Genomic DNA, 16,809 nt, shown 5'->3' with positions numbered 1-16,809 from the left:
GTTAGGTACAATTTTTAATTTAATTGGGTAAAACCTAACCTCTGAGGAATTTTTCATGGAACTCACTTTAGGTCTAGTTGCAATTGCATCTGCTATCTTGATCGCTTTTGGTGCTTTAGGTACTGCGATTGGTTTTGGTCTGTTAGGCGGCCGTTTCCTTGAAGCTGTTGCACGTCAACCAGAATTGGCTCCACAACTTCAAACTCGTATGTTCTTAATCGCGGGTCTTCTTGATGCTGTGCCTATGATCGGTGTTGGTATTGGCTTGTTCTTCATCTTCGCTAATCCATTTGTAGGTTAATCGGCTTAATTCCTAAATTAAACTATTGAGGAATAGCAATGAATATCAACCTCACATTGATTGGCCAAGCGATTGCATTTGCGATGTTTGTCGCATTCTGCATGAAATTTGTATGGCCACCACTAATCAATGCGATTAGTGAGCGTCAGCGTCGTATCGCTGATGGCTTAAATGCTGCTGAAAAAGCCAAAGATGACCTTGCTGATGCGCAAGCACAAGTAAAGCAAGAGTTAGATGCAGCAAAAGCACAAGCGGCTCAATTGATCGAACAAGCGAACCGTCGCGGTGCACAATTGATCGAAGAAGCGCGTACCCAGGCATCTGCTGAAGGTGAGCGTATCCGTCAACAGGCGAAAGAAACTGTTGATACTGAAATCAATGCTGCTCGTGAAGAATTGCGTCAACAAGTGGCTGCTCTTGCAGTAACTGGTGCTGAGAAAATTCTTAGCCAACAAGTTGATGCGGAAGCTCACAATGCCATGCTTACTCAGCTGGCTGCTAAACTTTAAGCGAGGCGATTATGGCTGAACTCTTGACGTTGGCACGCCCGTACGCCAAAGCAGCATTTGCTTTCGCTTCTGAGCAAGGTGCAACTGACAATTGGTCGAATGCGTTACAAATGCTCAGTGCTGCGGTGCAAGATGAAGCATTTTCCGCTTATTTGAATCGCCCTGAGCTTACTCCTGCTGAGCAGGTCAGTGTTTTCGCAAAAGTTTTAGGTGAAAATCAAACACAGGAAGTGTCGAACTTTTTGACTCTTCTTGCAGACAATGCGCGTTTAGCATTGTTACCTGAAATTGAAGCAGAATACGAACTACTCAAATCACAGAATAACAATACTGTGGATGTTGTGATTGAATCAGCATTCCCAATGACTTCTGTACAGGAACAATTACTGGCACATGCATTAGAGAAAAAATTTAATGCTACGGTAAATGTCACTGTTGAAGTTAACCCAGCTTTAATTGCGGGTGTTGTTATTCGTGCAGGCGACCAAGTGATAGATGACTCTGCGCTTAACAAGCTTGAAAAAATGCGGACTCGTCTTCTTGCATAATTATGCATAGAAGAAGACTGAACTTATAAAAGATTGAGGTATAGCGCAATGCAACAACTGAATCCATCCGAGATCAGTGCGCTCATTAAACAGCGTATCGGCGATCTGGACACCAGCGCGACCGCTAAGAACGAAGGAACCATTGTTATGGTTTCCGACGGTATTGTGCGTATTCACGGCCTTGCTGATGCAATGTACGGTGAAATGATCGAATTCGACGGCGGCTTATTTGGTATGGCACTGAACCTAGAACAGGATTCAGTGGGCGTCGTTGTTTTAGGTAACTACTTAAGCCTTCAAGAAGGTCAAAAAGCGCGTTGCACAGGTCGTGTATTAGAAGTTCCGGTTGGTCCTGAACTTCTTGGCCGTGTAGTAGATGCTTTGGGTAACCCAATTGATGGTAAAGGCCCGATCGATGCTAAATTAACTGATGCTGTTGAAAAAGTAGCACCAGGTGTAATTTGGCGTCAATCAGTGGATCAACCTGTACAAACTGGTTATAAATCAGTAGATACTATGATCCCTGTAGGCCGTGGTCAACGTGAGTTGATCATTGGTGACCGTCAAACTGGTAAAACAGCGATGGCGATCGATGCGATCATCGCTCAGAAACATTCTGGCATTAAGTGTGTATACGTAGCGATTGGTCAAAAACAATCGACTATCGCTAACGTGGTACGCAAGTTAGAAGAAACTGGCGCTATGGCGTATACCACTGTTGTCGCAGCAGGTGCATCTGATCCAGCAGCAATGCTGTATTTAGCTCCGTATTCTGGCTGTACAATGGGTGAATACTTCCGTGATCGTGGTGAAGACGCACTTATCATTTATGATGACTTGTCTAAACAAGCGGTTGCTTACCGTCAGATTTCATTGCTTTTACGCCGTCCACCAGGTCGTGAAGCATATCCTGGTGACGTATTCTATCTTCACTCGCGTCTTCTTGAACGTGCTTCGCGCGTATCTGCTGACTACGTTGAGAAATTTACTAACGGTGAAGTTAAAGGCCAAACTGGTTCATTAACTGCATTACCGATTATTGAAACTCAAGCCGGTGACGTATCTGCATTCGTACCAACCAACGTAATTTCGATTACTGATGGTCAGATCTTCTTAGAAACATCATTATTCAACGCAGGTATTCGTCCTGCTGTGAACGCGGGTATCTCTGTATCTCGTGTTGGTGGTTCTGCGCAAACCAAGATCATCAAAAAATTGTCTGGTGGTATCCGTACTGCTTTGGCGCAATACCGTGAATTGGCAGCATTTGCTCAGTTTGCTTCTGATCTTGATGAAGCAACGCGTAAGCAACTTGAACATGGTCAACGTGTAACTGAATTAATGAAGCAAAAACAATATGCTCCATATTCAATTGCTGACCAAGCTGTTTCAATTTATGCATCTAACGAAGGTTATATGACTGACGTTGAAGTGAAGAAAATTGTAGATTTTGATGCTGCACTTATTTCTTACTTCCGTTCAGAAAATGCTGCGTTGATGCAAAAAATCGATGAATCTGGTGATTATAACAAAGACATCGAAGCTGCAATTAAAGCAGGTATTGAAAGCTTTAAAGCGACTCAAACTTACTAATTTTAGCAGTTGCTAAAAGCTAGTTAAGTTTGGTTCACGGATCAACCTTCGGAGGCTTGAAAAAGCCTTCGAATACTAGGTTAAGCGTATGGCAAATTTAAAAGAAATTCGCGCCAAAGTAGCTAGTATCAAGAGCACGCAAAAGATCACTCGCGCGATGCAAATGGTAGCAGCTTCTAAGATGCGTCGTGCGCAAGAGCGCATGGCTCAAGGCCGTCCGTATGCCGAAAATATGCACCGTGTAATTGCTCACTTGGTACAAGCGAATCCTGAATATAAACACCGTTATATGGTTGAACGCCCTGTAAAACGCGTTGGCTATATTATTGTTTCTTCAGATCGTGGTTTGGCAGGCGGCTTGAACATTAACTTGTTCAAGAAAGTTGTTAAGCACGTACAACAGCAACAAGAGCAGTCAATTGAAGTTCAATTTGCTTTAATTGGTCAAAAAGCGGTTTCGTTTTTTAAAAACTACGGCGGTAAAGTACTAGGTGCAACGACGAATGTCGGCGATACACCAAGTCTTGAACAGTTATCTGGCTCTGTACAGGTGATGTTGGATGCTTATGATAAAGGCGAGTTAGATCGTATTTATCTTGTGTCGAATGGCTTTGTGAATGCCATGACTCAAAATCAAAAGATTGAGCAACTCGTTCCTTTGGCTGCGGCTAAAGAAGGCGATAATTTGAATCGTTCTTACGGTTGGGATTACTTATATGAGCCTGAAGCTGAAGAGCTTCTAAATGGCTTGTTGGTTCGCTATATCGAGTCTGTGGTGTATCAAGGTGTGATTGAAAATATCGCATGTGAGCAATCTGCACGTATGGTCGCTATGAAAGCAGCGACAGATAATGCAGGTGACATCATCAAGAGCCTACAACTTATTTATAACAAGCTGCGTCAAGCCGCGATTACTCAGGAAATTTCTGAGATCGTTGGTGGTGCCGCTGCCGTTTAACATTATTTTGAATTGAGGAGACAGCCATGAATAGCGGTCGTATCATTCAGATCATCGGCGCGGTTATCGACGTCGAGTTTGAACGCAATAGCGTTCCTAAGATCTATGACGCTCTACAAGTTGTTGGTACTGAAACTACTTTAGAAGTTCAGCAACAGCTTGGTGATGGCGTAGTTCGTACCATCGCAATGGGATCTACTGAAGGTCTTAAACGCGGTTTAACCGTGACCAATACTGAAGCGCCAATTTCTGTACCTGTAGGTACAGCGACTTTAGGTCGTATCATGGATGTTTTAGGACGTCCAATTGATGAAGCTGGTCCAGTTGCAACTGAAGTGCGTTTGCCGATTCACCGTCAACCACCTTCATATGCAGAACAAGCTGCTTCTACTGACCTTTTAGAAACTGGTATTAAAGTCATTGACTTACTTTGCCCGTTTGCTAAAGGTGGTAAAGTTGGTTTGTTCGGTGGTGCCGGTGTTGGTAAAACTGTAAACATGATGGAATTGATCAACAACATCGCGAAAGCGCACTCAGGTTTATCTGTGTTTGCTGGTGTTGGTGAGCGTACTCGTGAAGGTAATGACTTCTATCACGAAATGAAAGATTCTAACGTTCTAGACAAAGTAGCCATGGTCTACGGTCAGATGAATGAGCCACCGGGTAACCGTTTACGCGTAGCGTTAACTGGTTTGACCATGGCTGAATATTTCCGTGATGAGAAAGACGAAAACGGTAAAGGCCGTGACGTATTGTTGTTCGTTGACAACATTTACCGTTACACATTGGCTGGTACTGAAGTGTCTGCACTTCTAGGTCGTATGCCATCTGCAGTAGGTTATCAACCTACACTTGCAGAGGAAATGGGTCTTCTTCAAGAGCGTATTACATCAACTAAGTCTGGTTCGATCACGTCGATCCAAGCGGTTTATGTACCTGCCGATGACTTAACAGATCCATCGCCTGCGACAACGTTTGCTCACTTAGATGCAACTGTTGTATTGAGCCGTGACATCGCGTCTTCTGGTATTTACCCAGCGATCGATCCACTAGATTCAACGTCACGTCAGCTAGATCCTTTAGTTGTTGGTGCTGAGCATTATGAAATTGCACGTTCTGTACAGAACATCTTGCAACGTTATAAAGAGCTTAAAGACATCATCGCAATTTTGGGTATGGACGAATTGGCTGAAGAAGATAAATTGGTTGTTTACCGTGCGCGTAAAATCCAACGTTTCTTCTCTCAACCGTTCCACGTAGCTGAAGTGTTTACTGGTGCTCCTGGTAAACTTGTACCGCTTAAAGAAACAATTCGTGGCTTTAAAGGTCTTTTAGCTGGTGAATACGATCACATCCCAGAACAAGCGTTCTACATGGTGGGTGGTATTGACGAAGTGATTGCTAAAGCCGAGAAACTTTAATTAGCGACTCTAATTTAGGAGATTCTCATGGCGACTATGCAGTGTGATGTTGTAAGTGTAAACGAGTCTTTGTACTCAGGCACTGTAACGATGCTAATTGCAAAAGGTGCAGGCGGTGAGCTAGGTATTATGCCTGGTCATGCGCCACTTGTAACTTTGCTTCAACCGGGTGCAATTCGCGTTCTGTTGGAAAATGGTACAGAAGAGTTGATCTATGTATCTGGTGGTGTTCTAGAAGTTCAACCGCATGTCATCACGATTCTTGCAGATACTGCAGTTCGTGCTGAAAACTTGGATGAAGCTGCAATTCTTGAGGCACGTAAAAATGCTGAAGCTTTGCTTGCGAATCAAAAAAGCGAGTTGGATACTGCTGCTGCTCTTGCTGTATTGGCAGAAACAGTTGCTCAGTTGGAAACGATCCGCAAAATCAAAAACCGCGCTCAATAAAACACGGTTCGAGATTGAAAAACCACCCGAAAGGGTGGTTTTTTTATTTTTACATAAAGAAAATATAAAATACTTAATTTTTGAGCTTTAATCAGTTAAATGTTTCAATTTATAAATTACAGATGATGATTAGTTTTCTTAAAGAAAAAGACAATATAATAAAAACAAGAACTAAAGCTCGTAATGAAGTTCTTTTAAAAACAAATTTTCGCAAATTTTTGCTATGCATATTTTTAGTTATGAGTATTTTATTTTGTTGTTTTCAATTTTCAGAAAATTTAAATAACAACAATCTCGAAGCTTTTAAATTCCTTTTTTTATTTTTTCATCTTTTCTTTTTTACTTATAAAGTGATAGTAGACCCTAGATATTTTTTAAAAGTGCATAATTTACAAACATTATTGCGTTTTTTTAGGAAATTTAAAATTTCGAGATAAGATTTTATTCCCGCTTTTAATTTTTAGAAAGCTCGTATTAAATGCTTGAATGTATATATTTTTAAACATTAAACAATATTTGAAGATTGAATTTGAAACTCCCCATTCCCGACAATTTTCACTTTAAATATCTCATCAAAGCCTTCATCCAAACTTGGCACTTCAAGTTTCTTATAAGTCGCACGAATACCGACTTCAGGAATATTGGCTTTGCCTTCGCGATGGCTATTACGTTCTAAAGCACTGTTTAAATCGGTTTCAAAATAATAAGAAATCACTTCAAAGCCAGCATCTTTAGCTCGTTGAATATAACGTGCACGGTCTGTTTTGGTCGGGTTGGTATTATCAATCACAGTTTTGGTTTTGGAGGCTAAACAGGCTTCAAAAATCATATTTTCACGATGCCTTGTTTTTAGCATATCTAAATTGATACGTAAGTGGCTATGGTATAAATTTAAAAGATAAAAACTAGATTTACCAGAAGCTTGAACACCTGTGAAAATAATCAATTGCATAAAAGGTGATACGATTTGAAAAGAATGAATCATTTAAACATGCGCTATAATTCTGCTCAATGCTTATCGTAGATGGCAGATGAAAAATTTAATCATAAAAATAAAAGGTCGCGCTCTTGAATTTATTGCAGAAATTTATAGTTCTTATTGTTCCATCCCTTATGTTATCTGCTTGCCAGCAACAATTCGTTATTGGTCCTGTACAACCGACAGAAGCTGCTTTGGTTGCTAATTCCTATGAAAATGGATTAAGTACAGAATTAGCCATACACTATGAACATGCATATAAAAATTTGAGAATAGCCTATGGTCGCTGTATGGCTTTTACCAGTGAAAAGAATTTTGTTTACACAGATAACAAGTTTGAACCGAATTTAGCGATGGCAACGCTTTTTGCTCGTTCAAAAGGAGGTGTGTATTTATATAAAGCGACACTAGAAAGCATAGGTGATAATCAAACACGATTTACCTTATATTTACCTAAAGATTATAAATTTGCAAAGATGCGTTTTAAGCAAGATATAAAAAGAGTTCTAGGTAATGATAAGCAATGTAATCTTCAGGCTCATTCTTAATTTAGAATATAAAATAATAATGAAAATCGTCAATTTGTAGTACTGATACTACAAAGGAAGAATGATAAAAATAAAATTTAAAATATATTTTTAATATAATCCATTGTTTTATAAATAGTATTTTTAAGAATATAAGCTTTTTTGTCATTATGATTGGCTTAAACCTACCTAAAACCAACCTTATAACTTTTATTGTGTAATTTACTGAGAATGATTCTTAAAAAAGCTCAGCCAACACTATAAGGAGTTAGTTTAATGCCAAAAATGATGAAAGCGGCAGTTGTCACAGCATTTAATAAGCCATTAGAAATTAAAGAAATGCCTATCCCAGAAGTGACTGCGGGGAAGGTATTGGTCAAAATTATTGCAACAGGTATTTGTCATACTGATTTACATGCAATGCAAGGTGATTGGCCAATCAAACCGACACTTCCTTTTATTCCTGGGCATGAAGGCGTGGGCGAAGTAGTAGAAATAGGTGCTGGAATTGATCACTTAAAAGTAGGTGATGTGGTTGGTATTCCTTGGTTATATTCTGCTTGTGGACATTGTGATCATTGTTATGCAGGCTGGGAAACACTGTGTAAATTGCAACAAAATTCAGGCTATTCTGTGAATGGTAGCTTTGCTGAATATTGTTTAGCCGATGGTGAATACGTTGGTGTGATTCCAGAAGGCGTAGATTTATTGGCAATTGCGCCAATCCTTTGTGCAGGTGTCACTGTTTACAAAGGCTTGAAGATGACTGAAGCGAAAACAGGCAATTGGGTTGCTATTTCAGGCATTGGTGGTTTAGGCCATGTTGCAGTTCAATATGCGAAAACTATGGGTTTTAATGTCGTTGCCATTGATGTAGATGATTCTAAGTTAGAACTTGCAAAGAGTTTGGGTGCTGATGTTGGTATCAATGCCTTAAAAGTGGATGTAAAAGAAGCTGTACTTGCTGCTACAGGTGAAGGCTGTCATGGCGTGCTTGTTACAGCAGTGTCTCCAAAAGCATTTGAGCAAGCTGTGGCGATTGTTAGACGTGGTGGAACGATGGTCCTGAATGGTTTACCACCAGGTAAATTTGATCTGTCAATTTTTGATATGGTGCTCGATGGCATTACTGTTCGCGGTTCGATTGTAGGGACACGTTTAGACTTAAAAGAAGCCCTAGATATTGCTGCGAAAGGAAAAGTTAAAGCACATATCAGTGTTGAACCAATTGAAAATATTAATGATATTTTTAGTCGGATGGAGCATGGCAAAATCGATGGGCGTATTGTGGTTGATATGCGACTTTAATTAGACTCATTATTTATCACTATATTCGTACAGTGATTATTTATAAAGTGTCTATTCATAAAGGCAGTGTTAGCCCCATCGATTGAGTGGGGCTCACTTTTTAGCTCAATAAAATTAACTTTTACTGTCTGATTCGCTATTTGATGTTGGAATCAACATTGCTGCAAGTTTTAACATTTCACTTTGTACAGAACCAAGTTGTTGTTCAATCTTTTGCAAATTAACCTGACTGAAATCAACCTCTCCATTCATTAGTGGTGATTTAAGTGCTTGTTCATTTGCAGTTTGAATGTTTTGACGAATGTCATCGATTTCACTACTTTTTAAATTGAGTTGCTCAAGTGCTTGGTTAAAGCCTGTTAATTGAGATTTCAGCGCTGTAACTGTAGTTTCAAGCTGTTGAATATCCTTGGCTTCTAGGGCTTGTTGTAAATTTTCCTGAGATTGCTGTAGTTGTGCAATGTAATCACCTGCTTTGAGTTGAACATCGGCAACATCACGTGCAATGTAGAAAACATTCCCAGATTTTAATTCAATCTCGGGTTTAGCCGTTTGTTGTTCTGAAGCAGAATCATCATTTGAAACACTAACAGTTTGAGATTCATTTATGTCCTTTTCCGCTGAATTTTGAGCAGTGGAATCACAGCCCAAGATCAATAAGGAAGAAGCAAAAAGGGTGAAAGGAAGGACAGCACCTTGGACGAACTTTTTCATGACATTTTCTAACTTTGTATCAGCAATATGAAGAATATGGGGCTTAAATGTGGAGTTAAAATAGATGATTTCAAAGTCATAACAAAAAAATGAAATGAAACATGGATTTTGGTCTGTTTTTTCAACGAAGCGAATGTAAGCCTATCATTTTGTGTTACAGAAAATGCTATAGACTTACATCCCTCGCAATTTTATTTTAGGAGCTCTGCATTAATTGCATCTACAATTCGTGCATCATCTGCAGTAATATCTGGTGCAAAACGAGCAACCACTTCACCATTTTTATTGACTAAAAATTTTTCGAAATTCCACAATACTTCGGGTGGCTCGTTAGGGGTTAAGCCATAATCGACTAAATCTTTCCACCATGGACCTTCGCCAGTACGAACTGGAATGGCTTGGGTTAAAGCTTGATACAGTGGATGTTTGTCTTCACCCGCAACGGAAATTTTAGAAAATAGCGGAAAATTGATTTGGTAATTAAGCGAGCAAAATGCTTGAATTTCATCATCGGAACCAGGTTCCTGCGCTAGGAAATTTTTCGCAGGAAAGCCTAAAATTTCAAGACCTTGCTCTTTTTTTTCAGTATATAGTTTCTCTAAACCTTCGTACTGAGGCGTTAGGCCACATTTTGAAGCGGTATTGACAATCAGTAAAACTTTGCCTTGATACGAGTTCAAGGTGGTGTCATTGCCTTGAATGGTTTTGACAGGAATGTCATATACGGAATGGCCCATGAAATTGTCCTTAAATATTGAAGATGATTACTGCTTTGTTGTAACGTTTATTCATCAAGACGGCAAGTATTTATTTTGAAATAGGATTAAATTTTAGGATAAACACAAGATTTAAAAAACAGGTCTAATGACCTGTTTTTAAATATATATTATAGATTATGCTGCTGCATTAGCTTTGGTTTGTAAAGTTTGCATTTCAGCAACCAGTTCCTTTTGTAATGCCGTTGCTCGGTTTTGTAATTCTGTAATTTTTTTCATATCTGGATTATCTACAATGCTTGCTTCAGACAATTCAATTCCTAGGTTATTCGACTCTTTCATTTTGTCACGTATAGCTGCAACTTCAGTACTTTTCAGTGCTAAGGCATCAAGGTCTGTATTCAATTTATCAATATAGGTTTTCATTTCGGTCACGATGGAGTTTAAGGTTGCTTTATCTCCCTTTTGTGCAGCCTGAGTGGCCTTATTTTGAAAGTCGATGGCTTCTTGAGCACGACTATTTGACAAAGTTTGAACCTGATTCAAATCATTTTTAATATCAGTATTGTTGTTGGTACTCATGCTTGGAGCTGCAGTTTGAGCAGTTGCGACAGTTTTTTCTGACGAAGGGGTTGCTTCATTTGGCTTTTGGTTACACGCAGTGAGTGCTGCAGCAGCAACACAAAGTGATGCAAGTAATCGTTTTTTCATAATTCATCCTCTTCGATTTAGTATGAGCACTAAACCCAAATTTATTTAAAATTAAAAATAATACGCAAGCTAAATGAAATGCTGTTATTAAAATTGCATATTTATCTTGGCCTTGGATACAGCGTTTTTGTTGTCAAGCTGCTGCATTTTGCAAAGAAGCGTAATAAAAATTTAAATATCCCGAAATTGGGCAGGGGTTTGATCCGTATAGCGCTTAAAAAATTCGATGAAACTTGAGCTATGTTGATAGCCCAGTTCATAAGCCAGTTTTTTGATGGTCTTGCCTTGTCGAAGTTGAGTAATGGCATAGATAATTTTGGCACGATTACGCCATTCTAATAAACTGAGTTGTAATTCTTGTTGGCTTAAGCGCAGTAAGTGACGTTCACTAAAGGGGATAGGATGCAAAAGTTGCTGCAAATTTTGGTGGAATAATTCAGGATTAGACAGATGTTGCAATAAGGGTTTAAGTAATACGTGATTGGTTTGGGGTAAATAATTGTCGTACGCAGGGGCATTTTTCAATTGATCCAAAAGTACCAGCAATAAATGTTGATATTCCAAACTGTATTTGTTCTGGTGCGCTAGAATTTCATGGACTAAATTGCGCAGAAAAGGACCAATACTTAAAATTTTAGTACAAGCAGCAAAATGTTGGCATAAAGACGGTTTACTCGAATACAGACATAATGTGTCTCTTTTTCATCTAACGCGATAGAGGTATGAGCTGTTTGAGGAGGGAGCCATAAACCATAATTGGGCGGAGATAAATAGATTTTCTCCACAATTTTATACTCTAAAATACCATTTAAGCTAAAATTGAAGTCACCCCAAAGTGAACTGTGTGGTGCCACAACCTCATCTTTTTGATAAAAAAAATCATTTACTTCTAATCGGTATTGAATCTGTTCTAAATGGGAGAGATCTGGATCATTCATTTTCATCTCTTTATAAACTCATGATTCAGCGTTTGAAATAAACCTGAAATCATCGATGATGTCCAAAGGGCAATACAAATGTCTGAAATTCGATATTTTAATTATTTCAGACTTTGGTCAAAATGAATATCAAATATTCAAAGACAGGATAAAAAATGGTAACGCAAAGTAAAACAGTCTGGTGGGCGTTGGCCTTACCGTTGCTCGCAGTTTTAATTTGGTCGATGAATATTGCCGTTACTCGCTATGTCGTGGATTATATTTCTCCTGTCAGTATTAGTTTTTATCGTTGGTTAGTCGCATTTTTGGTTTTAACCCCTTTTATGGCGACACGAGTATGGCGAGAACGGGTGCTAATTCAACAGTACTGGAAAAAGTTGGCAGTCCTTGCGGCTTTTGGCATGGTGCTTTATCAAGGCTTGGGTTATACCGCCGCGCATTATACTTCTGCCACCAATATGGGGATCATTAATGCCTTTATTCCGATTTTTACCATCTTTGTTTCAATGTTTTTGCTCAAAGAAATTCCAAATCGTTTTGCAATAGTCGGCAGTATTTTATCTTTTTTGGGCTTACTCTATGTCATGGCGCAAGGAAATTTGGCAGGCTTGATTCAATCTGGTGGGCATCTGGGTGATGTCATGATGGTCATAGCTGTGTTTTTTTATGCCTTTTACGGCGTTTTTTTGAAAAAATGGCAACTCAACATTCCACTGATGATCAGCTTATATATCCAAATTATTTTTGCTTTGCTTTATCACCTTCCATTTGTACTATGGTTGGGCCTAGAAGCAATTAACCCACAAAATATTAGCAGTGTTTTATATGCGGGTATATTTCCATCTTTAATTGCACCTTTGGTTTGGATGTTGGCGGTACAAATGATTGGGCCGAATCGAACCAGTATTTTTATGAATTTGATGCCTGTTTTTACCGCAATTATTGCTTATATATGGCTAAATGAAGCTTGGACTGTCTATCACAGTATCGGAGGAGCCATTATTTTATTAGGAATTTTACTGGCACAGAAAAAACCTCAAACCCACATTAAGGCTTCAAGTTAAAGAGAGTTAAAACTCGAAATGAATTTTTTTAATTATATTTAATTTTCAATGCCATACTCTAAAAGCTAGACATTTGAAAAAAATCTCAGTTTTATCAAATGTCTTCCTAAAAGAACAAGATAATTTAAACACTCGAATTAAGTGGTTTAGATTAAGTATTTTTAAGTTCATCTTGATATAAATAATCTATTTGTGTTGTAAGAAAAATTGATAGATAATATGCGCACACTAAATGTTGTCGTTGTTTTTCAGCTTTTTAGTACCTAATTCAGACCCTCTGGATGTGGTTTACACATCCTTTTTTATGCTCAACCCTTTTCATAGGGTTGAGCTTTTTTTTATCTTTCATTTTTATAAAAATGAGTAAACTAGGCTCGGATTATCTCACCAGTAACTGCATCAATAATACGGCTAGGTTCTTGGCTTAGTCCCAAGTCTCCATTTAAATAATCAACCTGCTGAGAAAAATATTGGCTTGCCTCTTGAAGAGAGTGAGCAGGCTGAGCACCAGCTGGATTGGCGCTGGTAGATACAATAAAACCGTTAAAAGCATTACACAACGCGACACAGAGCGGATGTGTGGTGACGCGAACTGCAACTTTACTATGATTGCCTTTAATCCAAGCGGGAATATCTTCACCAGCAGGCAATAACCAAGTCGTTGCTCTAGCATTTGATTTTTGATACAGCCATGAATCAAGCACTTTTTGTTGCATGTCTGGATGTAGAGAGATTAATAAATGTTCAACTTGAGAGAGTTGCGATGCCAGTAAAATGACCCCTTTTTCAATCGGACGTTGTTTTAATGCTAAAATTGCTGAGAAAGCAGTTTCATTGAATGGATCACAGCCTAAGCCCCAGACCGCCTCAGTGGGGTATGCTAAAACGTGTCCTTGTTTTAAACATTCAGCCGCTTCGGTTACACAGGTGCTAATCATCAGGTTTTATCCGTACAAATTTTAAAAACGATATTGTGAACCTTATTTGCTTGCACGACAACGTAGATACAAACCACCTTGTTGCATACACAAACCGAGTAATTCTAGCTCCATTAATTGACTGGTTAACGTACTGATATCTAAATTTAGTTTAATAATCAGATCATCAATCGATTGTCCAATCCAGTCGAGCTGGTTATAGAGCGAGAGCAAATTTTGAGGAATGTGTATTTGGTTTAGTGGAGAGGGCTGGACAGCGCTTGGTAACGCTGAGAGTTGCTGTACGGCTTGACTTTCTTTGGGTGAAATCTGATTTACAATTTGTGTTTGATCATTTCTTTGCTGACATTGCCATTGGGTTGGAAGCGCCAGATCTTCAACCACCTGTTCAGGATGGTCAACTAAAATAGCACCTTCACGAATCAGTTGATGGCAGCCTTGGTGGTGTTCGCTATAAATATGACCCGGAATCGCAAAAATTAATTTACCTTGTTCAGCAGCCCATTTTGCTGTGATGAGTGAACCACTTTTGAGTGCGGCTTCTGCAACAATGACTCCGAGACTTAAAGCACTGACAATCCTGTTGCGCCGTGGAAAATGTTGTTGTAATGGAGGTGTACCGGGTAAAAATTCAGTAATAATTGTCCCTGATTGGGCAATAATATGCTGTCTGAGCTGCTGATGTAGACTTGGGTAGGTTTGATCCAGTCCTGTGCCCATTACAGCAATAGTACGATTATGCCGTAAAGCCCCTTGATGTGCGGCTTCATCAATACCTTCGGCTAAACCACTCGTCACATAAAAACCTTGATCACTTAAGTAGTAAGCAAAATCATAAGCCACTTGCCGTCCATGTGTACTGGGTTTACGACTGCCGACAATCGCGATTTGAGGCTGTAGTAAAGCTTGTGCATTGCCTTGACCAAAAAGAATCGGTGGTTTGTTTGTATAGGGCAACAGTTGGGTCGGATAGTCGGGCTGATTCAAGGTTAAAATGAAATCAGTATGCTTTTGAATATCTTGAATTAAGTGTTTAAAATTTTGTTGGCCAGCTTCAGTTTGAAATTCACTGAGACGCTGTAAGTGATTTTTATGCAGCGCAAGAGTCGACCATTGTGAAAAGTTTTTTGGATCAACTGCTTGTGACACTGTACCAAAATATTTTTCTAATTTATAAAAACTCGAAAGAGAATGCTGAACCAAATACCATAACGTAATTGTGGCAACTTGCGTCTCGGATAAAGGGTTCAACATAAAAAAAGACCTTAACTTGATTAATCATCCAATAATGGCGGTTGAATCGCTGCACCGACTTTAATCGGTAATTCGCTATCCAATACATACGCATAACTTAGGTGGTCAAAGCTTTTGAACACCATAATATTGCCAATACGTTGACCTGGTAATTGAATTCTTTCTTTGGTTTTTGGATCAGTCACTGTTTCACCAGTTTGATTGACAGCAAATACGTGTCCAACCTGAACCCCTTGCAAACGACCGCGGTCAATAGTGACTACACTGTGTTTAGCTGCTGTGCCAATAGACCCCATCACCCGCACAATTTTTCCACCTGCAAGAACATCTTCGGCATGGGTAGGATAAAATAGAGTCGGTAACATTGGATCGTATTCAGGTAGGACACGGTCACCACGACGAACCTCGCCATTGTAGGTATCTGTAAGTTCTAACGTAGTAATGTCATTTTCACCGCGAATAGAGGTTCCAGCTGCCACTTGAATCAACTCAAGTCCTGCATTATATTTTTTGCCATTTGCATCGGTAAACATATACGGTTCAGCTTCACGATATACGGCATAGCGTTGACCTACTTCTAAACCATTGCCACGTGCATAAACGGTTTGACCTTTAGCCGCTAAAACGCGCTGATCAGCAGTGCCTAAAATATAAGGCGTATCGGTAATTGATTCAGGCGCAATAATGGTGCTGCGTTCTAACCAATGTTTAATATATTCGAGTGGAATCACAGGAATAGCATTGTTTAAAGATTCAATCCGAACCTGTGGTTGGAGCTTGGTGCCGCCAGTATAGCGACGGATAATCCCTTCGCAGCCATCACCTTCATCTTTACCGATAATGGGACGACCATTATAAGTACACATCAATAAACGGTCACCAGGAAAAATCCAGTGCGGATTTTTAACATGTTTATTGCTGGCCCAAATTTCAGGCCAACGCACAGGATTTTTCAAAAATCGTTTGGAAATATCCCATAAGGTATCGCCTTTTTTTACCACATAAACTTGTGGCGCTCCGGCTTTTAATGCGGGAGGATTAATATTTCGAGCAGGCGCTGCTTCAGCCATACTCACCATACCCACTCCAACACTTACACACACGGCAAGTGCCAATAATTGTTTTTTAAACCCCAAGGCACTAAAAGTTGGTACGGCCTTCAAAACCTTTTTCATTATCATAATTCCTAAAATTATGTATGTAGTTGCGTTATAATAACGATATTACACACAATTTTTTGATGAAGCATTGCTTCATTTTGTTTTTTGATCAATGGCATAAGTGAGGACACCGTATGGCCTTATTACCTATTTTAAGTTTCCCGGATCCCCGTCTTCGTACCATTGCTAAACCAGTCGAAGAAGTCACTGATGAAATTCGTCAGCTTGCAGCAGATATGTTTGAAACGATGTATGAAGCCCCAGGTATCGGTTTGGCTGCCACACAGGTCGATCAACATATTCAGCTGATTGTCATGGATTTATCTGAAAATAAAGATCAACCCATGGTTTTTATTAACCCCAAAATTACCCCATTGACTGCAGAAACGATGCCTTACGAAGAGGGCTGTCTATCAGTGCCTCAAATATACGACAAAGTCGAGCGTCCGTCACGTGTAAAAATTGAAGCGCTGAACCTTGAAGGACAATCATTTCAGATAGAAGCAGATGAACTTCTCGCTGTGTGTATTCAACATGAAATGGATCACTTAAATGGCAAATTATTCGTCGATTACTTATCACCATTAAAACGTCAGCGGATACGGGATAAATTGGAAAAAGTATCGCGTCAACGCCAAAAAGAAAAAGTGGCTGTTAAACGATAATGAAAGTTTTTAAAAAGAGATGAATGACTTAGCCCAATTTGATTGGGCTTTGTTATAA

The 16,809-nt window shown here is 39.3% G+C and carries 18 protein-coding genes and 1 pseudogene; 11 read left to right on the top strand and 8 right to left on the bottom strand.

Annotation, left to right across the window (positions count from 1 at the left end; translation table 11 throughout):
* Positions 1 to 55: 55 nt before the first annotated feature.
* The 7 genes from atpE (at position 56) to H0S58_RS12695 (ending at position 5,777) form a co-directional block, all read left to right on the top strand.
* Complete coding sequence (gene atpE, locus H0S58_RS12725; protein ID WP_000424060.1) at positions 56 to 301, top strand: F0F1 ATP synthase subunit C; 246 nt, start codon at positions 56 to 58, stop codon at positions 299 to 301.
* Between the two features lie 38 nt (positions 302 to 339).
* Complete coding sequence (locus tag H0S58_RS12720) at positions 340 to 810, top strand: F0F1 ATP synthase subunit B (protein WP_053579018.1); 471 nt, start codon at positions 340 to 342, stop codon at positions 808 to 810.
* Between the two features lie 11 nt (positions 811 to 821).
* Positions 822 to 1,358, top strand: coding sequence for a F0F1 ATP synthase subunit delta (locus H0S58_RS12715; RefSeq protein ID WP_053579017.1), 537 nt, complete (start codon positions 822 to 824; stop codon positions 1,356 to 1,358).
* 48 nt (positions 1,359 to 1,406) lie between these two features.
* Positions 1,407 to 2,951, top strand: a complete 1,545-nt coding sequence (atpA, locus tag H0S58_RS12710; protein ID WP_053579016.1) for a F0F1 ATP synthase subunit alpha — start codon at positions 1,407 to 1,409, stop codon at positions 2,949 to 2,951.
* Positions 2,952 to 3,039: 88 nt separating this feature from the next.
* The gene (gene atpG, locus H0S58_RS12705) at positions 3,040 to 3,909 is read left to right on the top strand and encodes a F0F1 ATP synthase subunit gamma (protein WP_053579015.1); all 870 of its coding nucleotides are present in this window, start codon (positions 3,040 to 3,042) and stop codon (positions 3,907 to 3,909) included.
* Positions 3,910 to 3,935: 26 nt separating this feature from the next.
* The gene (gene atpD, locus H0S58_RS12700) at positions 3,936 to 5,330 is read left to right on the top strand and encodes a F0F1 ATP synthase subunit beta (RefSeq protein ID WP_053579014.1); all 1,395 of its coding nucleotides are present in this window, start codon (positions 3,936 to 3,938) and stop codon (positions 5,328 to 5,330) included.
* Between the two features lie 27 nt (positions 5,331 to 5,357).
* Positions 5,358 to 5,777, top strand: coding sequence for a F0F1 ATP synthase subunit epsilon (locus tag H0S58_RS12695; protein WP_195726685.1), 420 nt, complete (start codon positions 5,358 to 5,360; stop codon positions 5,775 to 5,777).
* A 505-nt stretch (positions 5,778 to 6,282) separates the two neighbouring features.
* Here the strand turns inward: H0S58_RS12695 and H0S58_RS12690 are convergent.
* Positions 6,283 to 6,729, bottom strand: a complete 447-nt coding sequence (locus H0S58_RS12690) for an AAA family ATPase (RefSeq protein ID WP_005401889.1) — start codon at positions 6,727 to 6,729, stop codon at positions 6,283 to 6,285.
* Positions 6,730 to 6,845: 116 nt separating this feature from the next.
* Between H0S58_RS12690 and H0S58_RS12685 the strand changes: the two genes are divergently transcribed.
* Together H0S58_RS12685 and adhP are read left to right on the top strand one after the other, a co-directional pair.
* On the top strand, positions 6,846 to 7,304 hold the full coding sequence (locus H0S58_RS12685) for a hypothetical protein (protein WP_320108996.1): 459 nt from the start codon (positions 6,846 to 6,848) through the stop codon (positions 7,302 to 7,304).
* A 255-nt stretch (positions 7,305 to 7,559) separates the two neighbouring features.
* A complete protein-coding gene (adhP, locus tag H0S58_RS12680; protein WP_005401888.1) occupies positions 7,560 to 8,591 on the top strand; it encodes an alcohol dehydrogenase AdhP in 1,032 nt (343 codons plus the stop codon).
* A 114-nt stretch (positions 8,592 to 8,705) separates the two neighbouring features.
* Here adhP and H0S58_RS12675 read toward each other — a convergent pair whose 3' ends face one another.
* The 4 genes and pseudogenes from H0S58_RS12675 to H0S58_RS12660 all read right to left on the bottom strand — a co-directional run bounded on the left by H0S58_RS12675 (position 8,706) and on the right by H0S58_RS12660 (position 11,676).
* On the bottom strand, positions 8,706 to 9,305 hold the full coding sequence (locus H0S58_RS12675) for a hypothetical protein (protein WP_005401887.1): 600 nt from the start codon (positions 9,303 to 9,305) through the stop codon (positions 8,706 to 8,708).
* A gap of 191 nt (positions 9,306 to 9,496) precedes the next feature.
* Positions 9,497 to 10,042: a glutathione peroxidase gene (locus H0S58_RS12670; RefSeq protein ID WP_195726684.1), complete on the bottom strand. Its 546-nt coding sequence runs from the start codon at positions 10,040 to 10,042 to the stop codon at positions 9,497 to 9,499.
* A 156-nt stretch (positions 10,043 to 10,198) separates the two neighbouring features.
* The gene (locus H0S58_RS12665; protein ID WP_092720210.1) at positions 10,199 to 10,732 is read right to left on the bottom strand and encodes a hypothetical protein; all 534 of its coding nucleotides are present in this window, start codon (positions 10,730 to 10,732) and stop codon (positions 10,199 to 10,201) included.
* A gap of 171 nt (positions 10,733 to 10,903) precedes the next feature.
* Positions 10,904 to 11,676: pseudogene (locus tag H0S58_RS12660) on the bottom strand (AraC family transcriptional regulator).
* 149 nt (positions 11,677 to 11,825) lie between these two features.
* Here H0S58_RS12660 and H0S58_RS12655 point away from each other — a divergent pair.
* Positions 11,826 to 12,734, top strand: coding sequence for a DMT family transporter (locus H0S58_RS12655; RefSeq protein ID WP_195726683.1), 909 nt, complete (start codon positions 11,826 to 11,828; stop codon positions 12,732 to 12,734).
* Between the two features lie 368 nt (positions 12,735 to 13,102).
* Here H0S58_RS12655 and H0S58_RS12650 read toward each other — a convergent pair whose 3' ends face one another.
* Genes H0S58_RS12650 through H0S58_RS12640 form a run of 3 tightly spaced genes read right to left on the bottom strand, consistent with a single transcriptional unit; the run spans position 13,103 to position 16,101 of the window.
* Positions 13,103 to 13,672 carry an L-threonylcarbamoyladenylate synthase gene (locus H0S58_RS12650; RefSeq protein ID WP_195726682.1) on the bottom strand — a complete coding sequence of 190 codons (570 nt, stop codon included), beginning with the start codon at positions 13,670 to 13,672 and terminating at the stop codon, positions 13,103 to 13,105.
* A gap of 42 nt (positions 13,673 to 13,714) precedes the next feature.
* Positions 13,715 to 14,926, bottom strand: a complete 1,212-nt coding sequence (dprA, locus tag H0S58_RS12645) for a DNA-processing protein DprA (protein WP_195726681.1) — start codon at positions 14,924 to 14,926, stop codon at positions 13,715 to 13,717.
* 20 nt (positions 14,927 to 14,946) lie between these two features.
* Positions 14,947 to 16,101, bottom strand: a complete 1,155-nt coding sequence (locus H0S58_RS12640) for a LysM peptidoglycan-binding domain-containing protein (protein ID WP_195726680.1) — start codon at positions 16,099 to 16,101, stop codon at positions 14,947 to 14,949.
* Positions 16,102 to 16,220: 119 nt separating this feature from the next.
* Here H0S58_RS12640 and def point away from each other — a divergent pair, with 119 nt between their 5' ends.
* Positions 16,221 to 16,751, top strand: coding sequence for a peptide deformylase (gene def / locus H0S58_RS12635; protein ID WP_053579005.1), 531 nt, complete (start codon positions 16,221 to 16,223; stop codon positions 16,749 to 16,751).
* Positions 16,752 to 16,809: the final 58 nt, after the last annotated feature.

The organism is Acinetobacter sp. TTH0-4, assembly GCF_015602665.1.
GTDB classification, from domain to species: Bacteria; Pseudomonadota; Gammaproteobacteria; order Pseudomonadales; family Moraxellaceae; genus Acinetobacter; species Acinetobacter albensis.
The sequence above is the reverse complement of the archived record's forward strand: the minus strand, read 5'-3'. Positions and strand labels throughout refer to the sequence as shown.